The sequence below is a fragment of the Pseudomonas azerbaijanorientalis genome (assembly GCF_019139795.1).
Taxonomy (GTDB): Bacteria; Pseudomonadota; Gammaproteobacteria; order Pseudomonadales; family Pseudomonadaceae; genus Aquipseudomonas; species Aquipseudomonas laurylsulfatiphila.
Map to the genome: position 1 here is coordinate 839537 of NZ_CP077078.1, position 15414 is coordinate 854950.

The 15414-nt window shown below is 61.4% G+C and carries 14 protein-coding genes; 10 read left to right on the forward strand and 4 right to left on the reverse strand.

Annotation, left to right across the window (positions count from 1 at the left end):
• The first annotated feature begins 1 nt into the window (after nt 1).
• The 5 genes from KSS91_RS03665 (at nt 2) to KSS91_RS03685 (ending at nt 5714) form a co-directional block, all read left to right on the forward strand.
• On the forward strand, nt 2-535 hold the full coding sequence (locus KSS91_RS03665) for an NUDIX hydrolase (RefSeq protein WP_217837080.1): 534 nt from the start codon (nt 2-4) through the stop codon (nt 533-535).
• 326 nt (nt 536-861) lie between these two features.
• Entirely contained in the window at nt 862-1233 is a 372-nt protein-coding gene (locus tag KSS91_RS03670; RefSeq protein ID WP_007991289.1) for a translation initiation factor Sui1, read from the forward strand.
• A 219-nt stretch (nt 1234-1452) separates the two neighbouring features.
• The gene (gene speA / locus KSS91_RS03675; protein WP_095964774.1) at nt 1453-3366 is read left to right on the forward strand and encodes an arginine decarboxylase; all 1914 of its coding nucleotides are present in this window, start codon (nt 1453-1455) and stop codon (nt 3364-3366) included.
• Between the two features lie 231 nt (nt 3367-3597).
• On the forward strand, nt 3598-4917 hold the full coding sequence (locus KSS91_RS03680; RefSeq protein ID WP_217837081.1) for a type VI secretion system Vgr family protein: 1320 nt from the start codon (nt 3598-3600) through the stop codon (nt 4915-4917).
• Nucleotides 4914-5714, forward strand: coding sequence for a DUF4123 domain-containing protein (locus KSS91_RS03685; RefSeq protein ID WP_217837082.1), 801 nt, complete (start codon nt 4914-4916; stop codon nt 5712-5714). The genes KSS91_RS03680 and KSS91_RS03685 overlap by 4 nt, the downstream gene beginning before the upstream one ends.
• Nucleotides 5715-5725: 11 nt before the next feature.
• Here KSS91_RS03685 and KSS91_RS03690 read toward each other — a convergent pair whose 3' ends face one another.
• Together KSS91_RS03690 and KSS91_RS03695 are read right to left on the reverse strand one after the other, a co-directional pair.
• On the reverse strand, nt 5726-7075 hold the full coding sequence (locus KSS91_RS03690; RefSeq protein ID WP_217837083.1) for an MATE family efflux transporter: 1350 nt from the start codon (nt 7073-7075) through the stop codon (nt 5726-5728).
• A gap of 176 nt (nt 7076-7251) precedes the next feature.
• Nucleotides 7252-7545 carry a hypothetical protein gene (locus KSS91_RS03695; protein ID WP_217837084.1) on the reverse strand — a complete coding sequence of 98 codons (294 nt, stop codon included), beginning with the start codon at nt 7543-7545 and terminating at the stop codon, nt 7252-7254.
• A gap of 260 nt (nt 7546-7805) precedes the next feature.
• On the opposite strand from KSS91_RS03695, the gene KSS91_RS03700 reads away from it, so the two are divergent.
• From KSS91_RS03700 to KSS91_RS03720, 5 genes are all read left to right on the forward strand, one after another.
• Complete coding sequence (locus KSS91_RS03700; protein WP_015093317.1) at nt 7806-8108, forward strand: MazG-like family protein; 303 nt, start codon at nt 7806-7808, stop codon at nt 8106-8108.
• The gene (locus KSS91_RS03705; protein WP_217837085.1) at nt 8108-8857 is read left to right on the forward strand and encodes a methyltransferase domain-containing protein; all 750 of its coding nucleotides are present in this window, start codon (nt 8108-8110) and stop codon (nt 8855-8857) included. The genes KSS91_RS03700 and KSS91_RS03705 overlap by 1 nt, the downstream gene beginning before the upstream one ends.
• A 12-nt stretch (nt 8858-8869) precedes the next feature.
• Nucleotides 8870-9472: a DUF4136 domain-containing protein gene (locus KSS91_RS03710; RefSeq protein WP_217837086.1), complete on the forward strand. Its 603-nt coding sequence runs from the start codon at nt 8870-8872 to the stop codon at nt 9470-9472.
• Nucleotides 9473-9509: 37 nt separating this feature from the next.
• Complete coding sequence (locus KSS91_RS03715) at nt 9510-10073, forward strand: DUF4136 domain-containing protein (RefSeq protein WP_217837087.1); 564 nt, start codon at nt 9510-9512, stop codon at nt 10071-10073.
• Between the two features lie 149 nt (nt 10074-10222).
• Entirely contained in the window at nt 10223-12205 is a 1983-nt protein-coding gene (locus KSS91_RS03720; protein ID WP_217837088.1) for a pilus assembly protein TadG-related protein, read from the forward strand.
• Here the strand turns inward: KSS91_RS03720 and KSS91_RS03725 are convergent.
• Nucleotides 12202-14943 carry a PAS domain-containing sensor histidine kinase gene (locus KSS91_RS03725; protein WP_217837089.1) on the reverse strand — a complete coding sequence of 914 codons (2742 nt, stop codon included), beginning with the start codon at nt 14941-14943 and terminating at the stop codon, nt 12202-12204. The genes KSS91_RS03720 and KSS91_RS03725 overlap by 4 nt on opposite strands.
• Nucleotides 14940-15380, reverse strand: coding sequence for a TadE/TadG family type IV pilus assembly protein (locus tag KSS91_RS03730; RefSeq protein ID WP_217837090.1), 441 nt, complete (start codon nt 15378-15380; stop codon nt 14940-14942). The genes KSS91_RS03725 and KSS91_RS03730 overlap by 4 nt, the downstream gene beginning before the upstream one ends.
• Between the last annotated feature and the right edge of the window lie 34 nt (nt 15381-15414).

A 15414-nucleotide genomic window follows, 5' to 3' on the forward strand; every position in this document is an offset into this window, starting at 1 on the left:
CATGGTCGAAAACACCAGGGAAGCCGCGCACCGTGCGGCTTCCGATGCCGAACAGATCGCCTGGGTCGACGAGCAGGACAACCTGCTCGGCGCCCTGGTCCGTTCCGATTTGCGCGAGCGCGGGCTGATCGGGCGCGGTACCTACATCATGTTGTTCAACTCCGCTGGCGAGTTGTGCGTGCATCGCCGCACCCTGAGCAAGGCGATCTATCCCGGTTACTGGGACGTGGCGGCGGGGGGCATGGTGCTCGCCAGTGAAACCTACGCCGAATCGGCGGCCCGGGAACTGGAAGAGGAGCTGGGCGTGAGTGGCGTGGAGCTGACCGCCCATGACCATTTCTTCTTCGAGGACACTGGCAATCGCCTGTGGTGCTCGGTGTTCTCGGCGGTGTGGGACGGCCCGTTGACCCTGCAACCGGAAGAGGTACTCGAAGCACGCTTTATCTCCATCGATCAGGTCATGCTGGAGATCAAGCAAAAGCCTTATTGCCCGGACTCTCTGGCAGCGTTGACGCGCTATCTGAAGGCTCAATAAAGCAACGTCGCAAAACAACTATAAATTGGCGCCGATTGGCTCTTAGCAATCGGCGTTTTTGCCGTTACACTGCGCGACCTTTTTAAACTGTAACGGTATCGCTGGTTGTTGCTGTAGGAGCGAGCCTGCTCGCGATGGACGTCAACGATTACGCGGGCATCCAGAATGAACGCGTCGCCTTTGAGTTCATCGCCAGCAAGCTCGCTCCCACAGTGAAGTGAATGTTGTACCGTTTCAGTAGCGCTGCCCCTGCCTGAGTGGGGCTTCGCGGTCGATAGCCTTCCCAAGTGCTGCGACCAGTCTTTGTCCTCCGAAGAGGATTGCCGGTGGCCAAAAAAGCCGCATCCTTCGCCGCCTTGGGCGGCCTGGTATTTTCCACCGACGCAGGTCGTCATTGCCCGGAATGCAGTAAACCGGTGGACGCCTGCATCTGCAAACAGACCGTTATCCCGGCCGGCGACGGCATTGCGCGCGTGCGTCGCGAAAGCAAGGGCCGTGGCGGCAAGACGGTGACCACCATCACCGGCGTGCCATTGGCTGAAGATGCGCTCAAGGAACTGGCCACGACGTTGAAGAAGCGTTGCGGTACCGGTGGGGCGTTGAAAGACGGTGTCATCGAAATCCAGGGCGATCATGTCGAGCTACTCTTGGCAGAACTGATCAAGCTCGGTTTCAAGGCGAAGAAGTCCGGCGGCTAGCAGCCTCTGTGAAAACCACCCTCGGCTTGATCCGGTCCTGATGGCATTCAGGCCTGGCGCCGTCCACATGGTTTTCACAGAGCCTGTTCATGACCGGTTTCTAAACTCACTGCGGTCGGCGGGGTCTATTGCCTCGTTGACGAACCGTCATTTTCATTCTTTAGACTGCGCCGGCCTGAATCCAGGCGACGCACTATGACTTCTTTATAGGGGACTTCGATGTCCGTACGACGCACACGCAAAGACGATGGCAGCCAATGGACAGTTGCGGACAGCCGCAGTGTTTACGGGATTCGCCATTGGGGGGCCGGGTATTTCGCGATCAATGACGCCGGTCGCGTCGAAGTTCGTCCGAACGGTCCGAGCAGCTCGCCTATCGACCTGTTCGAGCAAGTCGACCAGCTGCGCAAAAGCGGCCTGTCCTTGCCGTTGCTGGTCCGTTTCCCGGACATTCTGCAAGACCGCGTGCGTCAGCTGACCGGCGCGTTCGATGCCAACATCGAGCGTCTGGAATACCAGAGCAAGTACACCGCACTGTATCCGATCAAGGTGAACCAGCAGGAGGCGGTGATTGAAAACATCATCGCCACCCAGAACGTTTCCATCGGTCTGGAAGCCGGTTCCAAGCCTGAACTTCTGGCCGTGCTGGCACTGGCGCCGAAGGGCGGCACCATCGTCTGCAACGGTTACAAGGACCGTGAGTTCATCCGCTTGGCGCTGATGGGCCAGAAGCTCGGCCACAACGTGTTCATCGTGATCGAGAAAGAATCCGAAGTCGGCCTGGTGATCGAAGAAGCGGCCTCGCTCAAGGTCAAGCCTCAGGTCGGCCTGCGCGTGCGCCTGTCATCTCTGGCGTCGAGCAAGTGGGCAGACACCGGCGGCGAGAAATCCAAGTTCGGCCTGTCGGCGGCACAACTGCTGTCGGTGGTCGAGCGTTTCCGCGCGGCCGGCCTGGACCAGGGCATTCGCCTGCTGCACTTCCACATGGGCTCGCAGATCGCCAACCTGGCGGACTACCAGCACGGCTTCAAGGAAGCGATCCGTTACTACGGCGAGTTGCGCAACCTCGGCCTGCCGGTGGACCACATCGATGTCGGTGGCGGCCTGGGCGTGGACTACGACGGCACGCACTCGCGTAACGCCAGTTCGATCAACTACGACATGGACGATTACGCCGGTGTCGTGGTCGGGATGCTCAAGGAGTTCTGCGATGCGCAGAGCCTGCCGCACCCGAACATCTTCTCCGAAAGCGGCCGTTCCCTGACCGCGCACCACGCCATGCTGGTGATCCAGGTGACCGACGTCGAAAAACACAACGACGACGTGCCACAGATCGAGAACAAGGAAGCGCTGCCGGAAACCGTACAGTGGCTGGTGGACCTTCTGGGTCCGACCGACATCGAGATGGTCACCGAAACCTACTGGCGCGCCACGCACTACATGAGCGATGTTGCCTCACAGTACGCCGACGGCAAGCTGACCCTGGCCGAGAAAGCCCTGGCCGAGCAATGCTACTTCGCCGTGTGCCGCCGCCTGCACAACTCGCTGAAGGCGCGCCAGCGTTCCCACCGTCAGGTGCTGGACGAACTCAACGACAAACTGGCCGACAAATACATCTGCAACTTCTCGGTGTTCCAGAGCCTGCCGGACACCTGGGCCATCGATCAGGTCCTGCCGATCATCCCGCTGCACCGCCTCGACGAAGAGCCGTTGCGTCGTGCGGTGCTGCAAGACCTGACCTGTGACTCCGACGGCAAGATCAACCAGTACGTCGACGAGCAAAGCATCGAAACCAGTTTGCCGGTGCACGCGCTGAAGGAAGGTGAGGACTACTTGCTGGGTGTGTTCCTGGTCGGTGCCTACCAGGAAATTCTTGGCGACATGCACAACCTGTTCGGTGACACCGACTCGGTGAACATCTACCAGAACGCCGACGGCAGCGTGTACCACGCCGGTATCGAAACCCACGACACCATCGAAGACATGTTGCGTTACGTGCACTTGTCGCCGGAGGAGTTGATGACTCACTACCGCGACAAGTGCGCCAGTGCCCGCATCAGTGCAACCGAGCGCACGCAGTTCCTCGATGCCTTGCGTCTGGGGCTGACCCGTTCGTCTTACCTGTCTTCCTGAGGTAAGTTACACGCTCACCAGGTTGTCTGAAAATTTTCCTTTTGCCTCGGAAATTTCAGATGACCTGGTGCGGCAATTCTCCGATTCCATGGGAAATTACCTGCGTTTCGACTACTTAGCGCATTTGGTCTTCTTTTCGCGTAGGTTATTTCCTAAGTTGTATTTCGGCACTCTACTCGGCCATGTCTCTCAGCGAGAATCCCCGGCCGCCCCTCCCGTAGAGAAACGCCGATGTTCAATCCAGTCAGCGAACCGTTATTTCGTCTGGATGTTGCAGGTTTGCCCGACTCCCTTGAGGTCCTGGCCTTTACCGGTAGAGAAGCCATCAGCGAGCCGTTCGTGTTCGACCTGGAGCTGCTGATCGATGACCCGGTGCTTGACCTTGCCAGTTTGCTGTACCGCCCGGCCTCCTTGCATTTCGGGCCAGCCGGAAACCATGTGCATGGACAATTGCATGAACTCGTCCAGCGTGATCATGCCTCGGGGCCCCGACTCTGCCAGGTGCGCCTGGGACCAGGACTGGCTTGTCTGGCCCAGCGCTTCAGCCAACGAATCTTCAGTGCCCGTTCGGTGCCGCAAATCCTCGATCAGGTGCTCAAGGAGCACGGCATCACCGGTAAAGACCGACGCCTGGCGCTGAGCGGCGACCACCCGCCCCGGGATTTCTGCACGCAATATCGAGAGTCGGACCTGCAGTTTCTCCAGCGACTTTGCGCCCAGGAAGGACTGCATTACCACTTCGAAAACCGGGTCGGGGGGGGCTGCGTGGTGTTCAGCGACGATCAGCAACATTTTCGAACCGGTGAGCCTGCGGTAATGCGCAGCGAGGGTGATCGGCCGGCAGTGCGGCAGCTCGAACGCCAGAGTAGCGCTGCGACAGCGGCGCAATGTGTCGAATGCCGGACAGACCTGGCGACCTTGCGCAGCGGTCGGGTGATGCCGCTGTCCGGTCATCCGGTTGCCGATTGCAATCGGCTCTGGCTGGTGACCCACGTTGAACATTGGGGCAGCCAGGATACGGCGACGCCTTACTACAACCAGGCCCGTGCCCTGCAATGGGCGGCCCGCTTCGAGCCGCCCTGCGCGACGAGCAAACCCCGGATGCACAGCCTGCAGCGGGCGTGGGTCGTCGAGGTCGATGAGCAAGGCTCCGACCCGGCAAGGCCGGTACCGGTGCAATTCGACTGGCTTTACCAGGGCGAAGGGGCAGCGCCCAGTCACTGTTGGCTGCCATTGGCCGGGCCGTTGCAGGCCGAGACGTACTCGCCATTGCGCGAAGGAACCGAGTTGGTCGTGAGTTTTGTCGAAGGTGATCCCGATCAGCCGCAGATAACCGGGGTGTTGCATGCGCCGGCAACGATCGAGGAGATGAACGCGGACGCTCCCCAGGTCATCTGTACCCCTGATGAGGGCCTGGAACAATGGTTGCACTCGGCAGAGCCGCTGCTGATGCTATGCCTGCTGCCCGGCGGTGGCAGTTTCAATCATTGCGCACAGTCGTTGTGCACCTGTCGTCTGGCGACGCAGCTTGGCCAGAGCTCTGGAGCATGATCGTCACGCGCACGCCCGAGGCGCCCCCGCAGTGGTTGTTGCTGGATGTGCCGGGCACGCCGCAGGCGGGTGTCACGCTTCGGCAGATGTTTGCACAAGCCCGGTGGTATGGGTTGTTCGAAAGGACGGAGTGGCATGCACTGCGAGAGCAGGGGCCGGTTCTGGTCGATCTGCGCACCTGCCCGGCACTGGCCGATCTGTGCATCGTCGATGGCCAGCGCTGGCCCGGATTGCTGATGGTCAGCGAGGCCGGCGCTGCGTCGTTGCTGGCGCATTTACGGCGCATGCTCACGGTTACGCTTGGCTTGCACCGGGCCCTTTTGAACTATTACAACCCGATCACGGCCAGCTATTTTTTCGATGCTTGCGATGCCGCTGAACTGAGTCGCTGGCTAGGGCCCATCCAGCAGTTGCGTTGGTTCGGCGGCAGTTGGGCAGATCGCGCAACGGGATGTGAGGGGTGGCAGCGCTTGTCCAACCCCGGGCTGGCGGTCAGCCCGTTGGCCGTCGAGGAGAGCCTCAGTGCCGGGCAACAGGGAAAACTGCAAACCTGCCTGCTCGAACAACATGCCTGGCGCTGGAACCGATCCACCGGGGCCGATTTCTCCCGCCTGTGGGCCCATGTGCAGGAAGGGCTGGCGCTGGGTTTCAGCGAGCGCCCGGTGCTTGATGGCTGGATATGGCTACGTTTGCAGTATCCCGACGCCGTGCCCGTGCAGCCATTGCCGGGCAGGACTCAGCAGGAGCGCCTCGATAGCCTGCGCCACCTGTGGCAGAACGACCGCCCCTGGCCATGAGCTCGACCCGCTCAGTGAGTGCTGCCGGCAAACCAGCCATCGTGACGGCGCAGGCGCCAGGCGATCACGCCGAGGGTCAGGCTGCGCAGCAGCATGAACAGCAAAAAGGTTATCCACAGGCCATGGTTGCCCCAGCCTTGCAGTGCCCAGCCGAAAGGCAGCACCAGCACCACGGTCAGCAGCATGCCGTTGCGCATTTCCCTGGCGCGGGTGGCGCCGATGAAAAGGCCGTCGAGCAGGTAGCTCCAGACGGCAATCAGCGGCAATACGGCGAGGTAGGGCAGGTAGATGAACGCGGTGTCGCGCACACTCTGAATGTCGGTCTGCATTTCGATGAACAAATGCCCGGCGAGCAGAAACAGCGCGGCAAAGCCCAGGCTCGCCAACAACGACCAGCCGCCCGCCACCACCAATGAACGACGCAGGGCATCGCGGTCGCGGGCACCGAGGGCATGCCCGCACAACGCTTCCACGGCGTGGGCCAGGCCATCGAGGGCGTGGGCGGTCAGCAGCAAACCGTTGAGCAGCAGGGCATTGGCCGCGACCGTGGCGTCGCCCAGCCGCGTGCCCTGCACCGTGATCAGGAAAAACACCGATTGCAGCGCCAGGCTGCGGATGAAGATGTCGCGGTTGACCGCCAGCAATGGCCGCCAACTCTGCCACAGCGCCAATGCCGCCCAGACGATATGCCCGGGATAGGCGCGCAGGGCCTTGCGGGTCATCAGCAAGCCGATCAGCGCCCCCGTCCATTCGGCAATCACCGAGGCTCGGGCGGCACCGACCACGCCCCATTCGAGGCCGAGGACGAACCACAGGTTCAGGGCGATATTGACCAGGTTGGTACTCAGCAAAATCGCCAGCGGTGCCCGGGCATTCTGGGTGCCGAGAAACCAGCCGACCAGTGCATAACTGGCCAGCGCCGCGGGCAGTCCGAACAGGCGGGTGTGGAAAAACTCGCGGGTCAGCTGATCGAGCTCCGCCGACGGTTGCATGAAGTGCAGCGCCACTGTGCTCAACGGTACGCCCACAGCACCCAGGACCAGGGCCAGGCCGAAGGCGAGCAACAGGCCTTGCAACAGAATCTGCCGCAAGGCCGCGCCATCCCCGCGCCCGGCCGCCTGGGCGGCGAACCCGGTGGAGCCCATGCGCAGAAAACCCATGGCCCAGGCAAGGAAGGTATACAGACTGGCCCCGACCGCGACGGCGCCGAGTTGGTGGGCGTGGGGCAGGTGACCGATGACGGTGCTGTCGACCAGTGCCACCAGCGGTACGGAAATGTTCGAAAGAATCATCGGCGCGGCAAGTGCCCAGACCCGGCGATGGGTAGGGCGGTCGCGCCAGTCGGCGGTCAGGTTGGACATGCAGGCTCCTTGGGGGAGCGGGCATTGTAGCGGCACATTCAGAGCATGCCGTGTTCAATTGTGGGAGCGGCGGTGCGGCGATCCGACTTGCTCGCGAAAGCGGTCGTCCAGTCAATATTGATTCGACTGACACTCCCTCTTCGCGAGCAAGCCCGCTCCCACAGTGTTCGGTGGGGTCAGTGGATGATCCAGCTGAGCAGCCAAAGCCCCAGCATCAACCAGATGATCCCCATGATGAACGACGCATTGAGAAAGGCGCGGATCGCCGTCCACAGCAGGATCAGCCCGAGGATCAAGGTCACGATGCTGATGACCGAAGTCTCCATGCCCAGCGCCTGGGACAAGCCTTCGATAAAATTGCTGCTGGCGTTGCTCAACAGATTGAACAGCCCACTGAGGCCATCAACGATGAAGCGGATGATCGAGCCGAGTACCTGGCCGAGCCATTCGGAAAAACCTTCTACCTGCATTGAGTGAACGTCCTGATCAAAGAGAATTGAGCCTTGGGCTGTCGATCATGCGCCGAGTTCCCACAAGCATAGAGCGTTGCACCGCAACTGTGGGAGCGGGCTTGCTCGCGAAGGCGGCGTGTCAGTCGAATCATTATTAACTGGACAACCGCATTCGCGAGCAAGCCCGCTCCCACAAAAAAACAATGCCAACCGCTCAATCTTTGTCACTTGCCTTCACTCGTCATCCCCCCGAAGCTATACGCCTTCAGGAGAACCCGATGAACCTTGTTGAACTGACCGAACGCCTGCACGCCATCCGTGACCGCAATGACTGGCGGCAATTTCACAGCCCGAAAAACCTGGCCATGGCCGCGAGCGTGGAAATGTCTGAGCTGGTGGAGATTTTCCAGTGGCTGAGCGAAGACCAGTCACGCCAGTTGCCGGCGGACAAACTCGCCCATGCCGGGCAGGAAGTCGGTGACATCGTGCTTTATCTGTTGCTGTTGTGCGGCGAGCTGGGCCTGGACATGGAGGCCGTGGTGCGCAGCAAACTGGCGGACAGCGAGCGGAGGTTCAGCTGATGAGCGACCGTCATTTCGATCAACTGGCGACCCGTTTCGCCGAAAAAATCTACGGCGGTGCCAAAGGTGCGATCCGTCTGGCGGTATTGCAGGCCGACCTGGCCGAAACCTTGCCCGACCGCCCGCTGCGCGTGCTGGACATCGGCGCAGGCCTTGGCCACATGTCGTTGTGGCTGGCCCAGCGTGGCCATCAGGTGACCCTCGCCGAACCTGCCGAACCGATGCTCGAAGGCGCCCGCCAACGTTTTGCCGAAGCCGGGCAGAGCGCCACCTTCATACAGGCACCCTGGCAGGAACTGCTCGGGCAGCTCACCGAACCCTACGACCTGGTGCTGTGCCACGCCGTGCTGGAATGGCTGGCCGAACCCCACGCCATCCTGCCGGTGCTGCATCAACTGACCAAGGCGGACGGCTGGCTGTCCCTGGCGTTCTACAACCGCGATGCGCTGATCTACCGCAACTTGCTCAAGGGCCATTTCCGCAAGATGCGCAAGAACGACATGGCCGGTGAAAAGCAGAGCCTGACCCCGCAGCAGCCCCTTGATCCACGCGAACTGGCGACGCAACTTGAGGGGCTATGGCGGGTCGAAACCCAGAGTGGCGTGCGGGTTTTTCACGATTACATGCCGGTGGAATTCCAGGCTCGCGCCGAGCTGGTGGACCTGCTGGAAATGGAACTGGCCCACCGCCGCCATCCTGCCTATGCCGGACTTGGGCGTTACTTGCACTGGATCTGTCGGCCTGTGTGATCGGAGCACGCAATGAAAAGTCATTCAGGTGTACTGCTGTTCTGCCTGGGGCTGGCGGCCTGTCAGGGCAGCAACCCTTATGTCGCCACGTCCAACCCTTTGCCTCCGGCGCCACCACAGGCCGCCAAGACCTTCGACCGCAGCGCTTATCCGGCAGCACCCCGTGACTATGGGCGCTACCGCAGTTGGGCCTGGCTCGACGGGCACCTGCCACCGGGCACGGCCTGGGCTGATTCCGCACAGATTGCCGAAGCGGTCAGCAATGCGCTGGACCAGCGCGGCTTGCGCCCGTTGCACGACAATCGCCCGGCCGACCTGTTTGTCAGCGCCGACCTGCGCCTGGAAACCCGCTTGCGCCAGGTTCAGGACGATTACGGTTACTACGGCGGTTACGGTGGCTACGGTCCGGGATACGGCATGTACGGCAGCGTGCCAGTCGTGCGCACCTATTCGGAACAGGTCGTGGTGGTTCAGGTGGATATGTTTGACGCCAAGAGCGGTCAGCCGATATGGAGCTCCAGCGCTGAAACCGGCAACCGGGGCAGCGAAAGCGAGCGCGCCGATGCCATACGGGAGGCTGTGGAAAAGGCGATGTCGGCGTATCCTCCCAGTTAGCTTCTGTAGATAAGAAGCATTTCGCAGGAGAACCATCATGTTCCGCCGTTTCATACTACTGGCCATGGTCGCGCTGCTCAGTGCCTGCGCCGCCAACCAGGTCAATCATGACTTCGACGCCAGCCGCGACTTTGCTGCCTATCGCAGCTGGACGTGGAAAGAACCCGCCCTGCAATACCGTCCCGATGATCCACGGATCAAGAGCGACCTGACCGAACAGCGCATCCGCCAGGCGGTTGCCGATCAACTGGACCAGCGCGGTCTGCGCCCGGCCGCCACGGGTGCCAAGGGTGACTTGAATGTGCAGGCCTACCTGATTGTCGAAGAGCGGCAACAGCAGGTGACCACCAATTACGGCGGCGGGTGGGGGTACCCGTGGTATGGCTACTATGGCGCGCCCATGTATAACGAAACCCGTAATGTCAGCTACAAGGTAGCGACCATCCAGATCGACCTGCTCGATGGCAAGGACGGCAAACTGGTGTGGCGTGGCAGTGACGAACAGATATTGAGCCGCACGCCGAACCCCTCGGATCGACGCGATGCCATCTGGGAAACGGTCACGCGGATATTGGCGAACTATCCACCGCACGCCTCCTAGAATCAGCCAGCTCATAAAGACCCCTGTGCCTCACAGGGGTTTTTTGTTGCCTGCGCTGGCGAGTTGCCAGCGGTCTCGGCCACCCTTGTCTACACTGCTTTTCACCAACGGAGGTTGCGCCCGGCAGTGCGCCGGCAAAGGAGTGCGCCATGTCTCCCCGCCTGCAGTTTCGCGGCCCGGCCCGGCAACGGGGGGCGATCGGCTTGATGGCCGCTTTGACCCTGACTTTGGCTTTGGCATTCATGTTGTTGGTGGTCGATACCGGCAGGCTGTACCTGGAAAAACGCAGTTTGCAGCGCGTGGCTGACATGGCCGCCCTTGAGGCCGCCACAAGGGGAGGAGACTGTTCCTCCGGCTCAACCGCGAACACCTATGCCACGGCCAGCGCGCAACGAAATGGTTTCGCCATTCCCTCCACTGGACGAGCATTGGCGGTGGCGTGTGGCACGCTGACCCTGGATGCCGACAACCTTCGGGTATTCGGTGCAGACCCAAGCAAAAGCGAAGCTATCCGGGTTATCGCCAGCCATGTCGTGCAACAGAGCATTGCCGGTGGTATCGGCGCGCTGGCCGGCGGTGCACCGGCTGGCTCGACGTTGACGCTGAGCGCTACGGCGGTCGCTGCGCTGCCGCCCCCTGTGGCTTCATTGACGATCCGCAGTGCGGCCCTGACCTTCGATGACAGCAAGGCGGCCATTACCAGTCTGCTGTTCGGGGGATTGCTGGGAGGCAATGTCAGTATCAGTGCGGTGGGCTGGAACGGTTTGGTCAATACCGACATCAGCCTGCTCAGCTACCTCAATCGGTTGAAAGTTGACCTCGGCCTGACTGCTGGCGGCTACGATCAGGTACTGGGTAGCACGGTCAATGTCAGCCAGTTGATCCAGACCGCGATCAACGTCCTGGGCACCAACGGCACACTTGCAGCATCCCAAGCCATTGTCGGCCTGCAAGCGTTGAAGGTGGCCGCGGGTACGACGTCCGTTGTGCTGGGTAACATGTTGCATGTTGAAAGTGGCACCGACATCTCGACCCTTGCCGTGAATCTCAAAGCCTTTGATCTGATCGAAGGTTTTGTGCAACTGGCCAACAAGAAGAACGCCTTGGTCGCGACTTTGCCGATCAACATCGCGGGCCTGGCGCAGATCACTGCACGGGTGCAGGTGATGGAGCCGCCGCAATTGTCGGCCATCGGCAATCCGAAAAACGCGGCATTGGCCCCTCTGGGCCCCAACCGCATCTATGTACGCACGGCTCAGGTCAAGACATTGTTATCGATCAACCTGCCCGTGCTGGACGCCATCACGCCTCTGGTCAACGCTGTCATCGATCTCGCAGCCCCCCTGGCCAACACGTTGAACGCATTGTTTGATCTGGACCTGGTGGGCGTCGTCAACTCATTGACCTGCGCGTTGCTCGTGCCGTGCGACACGCCGGACATCAAGCTCTTGCCATCTCCGATACGCATCGACGTGGCGCTGGAGGCGGCCGGTGGCTGGAGTCATGTCACGGCTTACAGTTGTGTGAGTGCGACGAACAAAAGCCTGACGACCAACACCACCACCACACTGATCGGCTTGAAGATCGGGCAGATCAACCCTGCCGATGTGTTTGGCTCGCCCACTGTTCCACCCAGCAACAACGTCAATCCCTTGAAGGTCATCGATATCGGCGTGAAGACCTGCCAGCGGCTGCTGATCTTGCCGCCAACCTGTTACAACCATCAGCCTGGCGTTGGCGGTAGCGTCGATATCATGGTCAACACCGCGGTTGTCCAGAATGCCAACATGCCTCACGTCTATTCCGCGCCGGCGGCCACCAACTTGCCGGAGATCAATCAGCCGCCGTTTTACTACGCCTACACCACGACCAACATCGTCAACAGCCTGAGCACTACCGTGAGCGACCTTGGCGTGAACATGTACGGGCCGTCGGGCAGTATCGTCGGTGGCCTGGGCAGTATTTTGAGTGAGGTCACGACTGCGTTGGTCAATGCGATCAATACGGTACTCAGTCCTTTACTGGATACGCTGATCAATACGTTGCTGGCGAGCCTGGGGATCGACCTGAACAAAGTCGAGGTGGGTGCCAACCTCAGTTGTCACTCGGGTCGAGCGACGCTGGTGAACTAGTCCGGATTCACTATCGGCAGTTCAATGCAGAAACGCGCACCCTCGGTGGCGTTTTGCACGCTCAGTTTTCCACCCATGTTCTCGACGATGCCGTAGCTCACCGAGAGTCCCAGGCCGGTGCCGACACCCACCGGTTTGGTGGTGAAGAACGGCTCGAAAATCCGCTCCAGCAAACGCGGGTCGATACCGCCGCCGTTGTCCTCGACCCACAGGCGTACCGCGTGTGTATCCCGTTCGGCGTACACCGAAATCCACGGTTTGAAATCGGGGTTGGCCTGGCGCTTGCCGAGCAATGCATCCCGGGCGTTGACCATCAGGTTGATCAGCACCTGCTCAAGCTGATCGACGTAGCCGCGCACCAGCACATCAAAACCGGTCTCGCTGATGCGCAGGTCGACACCTTTGCCGCGCATCCCTTCGGACAACAGCGCCAGCGTGCCTTCGATGGCCTGGGCCGGGTTGAACGGTTGCTGCTCGATTTCCGAGCGGCGGCCGAACACCCGCATGTGGTCCACCACCCGCGCGGCGCGTTGCACCTGGCTGTCGATACGGGTGAGCTTGTCGATCAGGTAATCGACCTGTACGTCGCCGTTGTTGAGGCGCTTGAGGACATTGACGATGGCCATGCGCATTACGTTCAACGGCTGGTTGATCTCATGGGCCAGGCCGGTGGCCATTTCGCCGAGGGTGGCCATTTTCGCGCTTTGTGTGAGCTGCTGCTGCGAGCGTCGTACCTCGGTGTTGTCGCGCCCCACGGCCTGGACCTCGAGCAAGCGGCCCTGTTCGTCGAATACCCCGCGATCGGACCAGACCCACCAGGCGTGTTCGCGGCCGGGCAGTTGCAGGTTGATCTCGGCGGTGCTGACCGGAAACTCCGGGCTCAACTGGTTCAGCCGCCGGGTGAATGCCTCGCGCTGTTCCCCGGACATCCAGTTGCCCAGATTCACCCCCGGCAATTGCTCGGGCGCCAATTCAAGATAGGTGGCCAGCGGGCGATTGCCGAAGGTCAGGGTCAGGTCCGGCTGGTAGCGGCAGATCATCGCCGGCGAGTCTTCCACCAGAATCCGGTAGCGTTCTTCACTCTGCCGGACCTGCTCGGCAGCCAGGGTCGCTTCGGTGACGTCCAGCCACAAGCCCACGGCCTCCACCGGCAAGCCGAGGTCGTCGCGCAACAACTTCGCTTCATCGAGCAGCCAGTGATAGTCACCCTGACTGTCGCGCAACCGATAGCGGGCGCGCACCGAGCCTTCACGCAGCAACAGTCGCGTGCGTTCGAAGTACTGCAGGCGGTCGTCGGGGTGCACCCGCTCCACCAGCGCCCCGGGTGCGCAGTCGGCCAGGGTCCAGCCGAGCAACGGGAGCAGGCTGTCGCTGAAGAACACCGGTCGCAGTGCGCCTTCTTCATAGCGCTGTACATAAATCACCGCCGGTGAACTGGCGATCAGATTGTCCAGGCGTGCATGGGCGGCGGCGGCGCTCTGCTGCTGATTCTTGATGTCGCTGATGTCGTGCATGAAACCCACCAGCCGACGGTTTTTGCCCACGCCCAGTGCCTGGCCTTGCAGGCGATACCAGACGGGTTCGAGTGCATCGTCGGGACGATACAGGCGCACGCACAACAGCAGCGGCATGCCCGACACCTGCAAGTCCTGCAGACGGATGCGCAGCTCTTCGCGGTCGGCGGGATACACCTGGTCGAGCCAGTCTTGTACGGATAAACGCGACGTTCCAAGGTTCAGGGTCGTCGCCAGCGAAGGTGCCAACTGTACTTCTTCGCTGTCGCTGAAAACTTCCCACCAGCCTGTGCCCAGCAACGCTTGCAGCGATTCCAGGCGTTCCAGTTGCAGGTGATGCCGGTGCTCGCGCAGGCGTTCGAGCAAGGGGCTGGCGAGCGCGGCGGTGATTTGCAGCCAGTCGCGTTCGGTGACATCGGGGGCGCGTTGTTGCGGCGTGTAGAAACCGCACAGCAACCAGGCGACCACCCCTTGCGCATCGTGGTAGGGCACGGCGAAGCCATCGGTATTGCCGAACGTGCCTTGCAGGCGCGGATGTTCGCGCGGGATCAGGTACTGGGGTGCCGAGCCGCTCAAACTGTCCAGCCCCGTGCCCAGGCGCTGGTCGTTTTGCCATAGCTGCGGTGCATCGAAAGCCGTGTAGTGCTGGTGAATCTGCCAACCCTGTTCCTGCTCATCGAGCAAGGCCAGGGCAATGCAGGGGATCTGAAAACGCTGGGCCAGGCTTTGCAGTTGTTCGCCCAGCATTTCGGGCAGGCGTGTCAGGCTGCACAGGCGCAACTGTTCGGCGATTTGCAGCACCAGCGCCTGGCATTGCTCACGGTTGCGCGATTGCCGGCGCTCGAGCAACAAGTCACCGATGTCGAGCATCTGCAGCAGCCAGGCGTCGGCCAAGGGTTGCACCCAACCGCGCAAATGCAAGGGCGGACCATTGAGACTGTAGAAGTCCAGGTCCAGGGTTTGTCCCTGCCAGTGCGCCGGCGCGCCTTCGATGACGAGGCCGCTGTGGGGCAACAGGTAGTCGAGCAGGTGTGGTTCCTGTGCGCCGGGGGGATGCTGGGCCAGCAAGTGCCGCAGCGGACCGCTCAATTGAACGACACGCCCATCGGCATTGAGCTGTATCTGCAATCCGAAGCTGTGCACCCGCAGTGCTTCCGGCGGCTCCGGTGGGGGCGGCGGGTGGCGGTGGAGCAGGCGCCCGAACAATTTATCCCCGGCACTCAAAATTGCAGGCTCGCACTGGCCGTTAGGGTCGCCGGCAGATTGGGTACCCGACCGATGCCGGGCAGGTTCAGGAACGGAATGACGGCGCTGATTTTATTGGTGGGGTAACTGATGCGGACTGTCAGCAACCCACCCACGTAAGTGATGTTGGCGTCGGTGGCGACATTGAAATTCAGGGCCGGCGCAATCCAGGCCGTTTGCGTGGTCAGCTCCGTCGTGGCGCGGGCGATCAGCGCGGTGCTGTAATCGGGGGTGGCCGGGTCCAGCGCCACGCTGCGGCGCACGGCTTCGGCGGTCGACTGGTTGAATGACTGCATCAACAGCAGCGGCAGGCTATAGCTGACGATGCCGTAGAAAACGCCAAAAAAAATGATGAACACCAGGGCGAATTCAATCGCGGCGGCGCCTTTTTGTTTGTGGGGGAGGCTGGCTTTCATGAGTGCGTCTACCCTGACCAACACTGAGTAATGT

Bases quoted from the DNA above. Each gene is read 5' to 3' on its own strand.
- KSS91_RS03665 (WP_217837080.1), top strand. From the start codon at position 2: ATGGTCGAAAACACCAGGGAAGCCGCGCACCGTGCGGCTTCCGATGCC.
- speA (WP_095964774.1), top strand. From the start codon at position 1,453: ATGTCCGTACGACGCACACGCAAAGACGATGGCAGCCAATGGACAGTT.
- KSS91_RS03680 (WP_217837081.1), top strand. From the start codon at position 3,598: ATGTTCAATCCAGTCAGCGAACCGTTATTTCGTCTGGATGTTGCAGGT.
- KSS91_RS03685 (WP_217837082.1), top strand. From the start codon at position 4,914: ATGATCGTCACGCGCACGCCCGAGGCGCCCCCGCAGTGGTTGTTGCTG.
- KSS91_RS03690 (WP_217837083.1), bottom strand. From the start codon at position 7,075: ATGTCCAACCTGACCGCCGACTGGCGCGACCGCCCTACCCATCGCCGG.
- KSS91_RS03695 (WP_217837084.1), bottom strand. From the start codon at position 7,545: ATGCAGGTAGAAGGTTTTTCCGAATGGCTCGGCCAGGTACTCGGCTCG.
- KSS91_RS03700 (WP_015093317.1), top strand. From the start codon at position 7,806: ATGAACCTTGTTGAACTGACCGAACGCCTGCACGCCATCCGTGACCGC.
- KSS91_RS03705 (WP_217837085.1), top strand. From the start codon at position 8,108: ATGAGCGACCGTCATTTCGATCAACTGGCGACCCGTTTCGCCGAAAAA.
- KSS91_RS03710 (WP_217837086.1), top strand. From the start codon at position 8,870: ATGAAAAGTCATTCAGGTGTACTGCTGTTCTGCCTGGGGCTGGCGGCC.
- KSS91_RS03715 (WP_217837087.1), top strand. From the start codon at position 9,510: ATGTTCCGCCGTTTCATACTACTGGCCATGGTCGCGCTGCTCAGTGCC.
- KSS91_RS03720 (WP_217837088.1), top strand. From the start codon at position 10,223: ATGTCTCCCCGCCTGCAGTTTCGCGGCCCGGCCCGGCAACGGGGGGCG.
- KSS91_RS03730 (WP_217837090.1), bottom strand. From the start codon at position 15,380: ATGAAAGCCAGCCTCCCCCACAAACAAAAAGGCGCCGCCGCGATTGAA.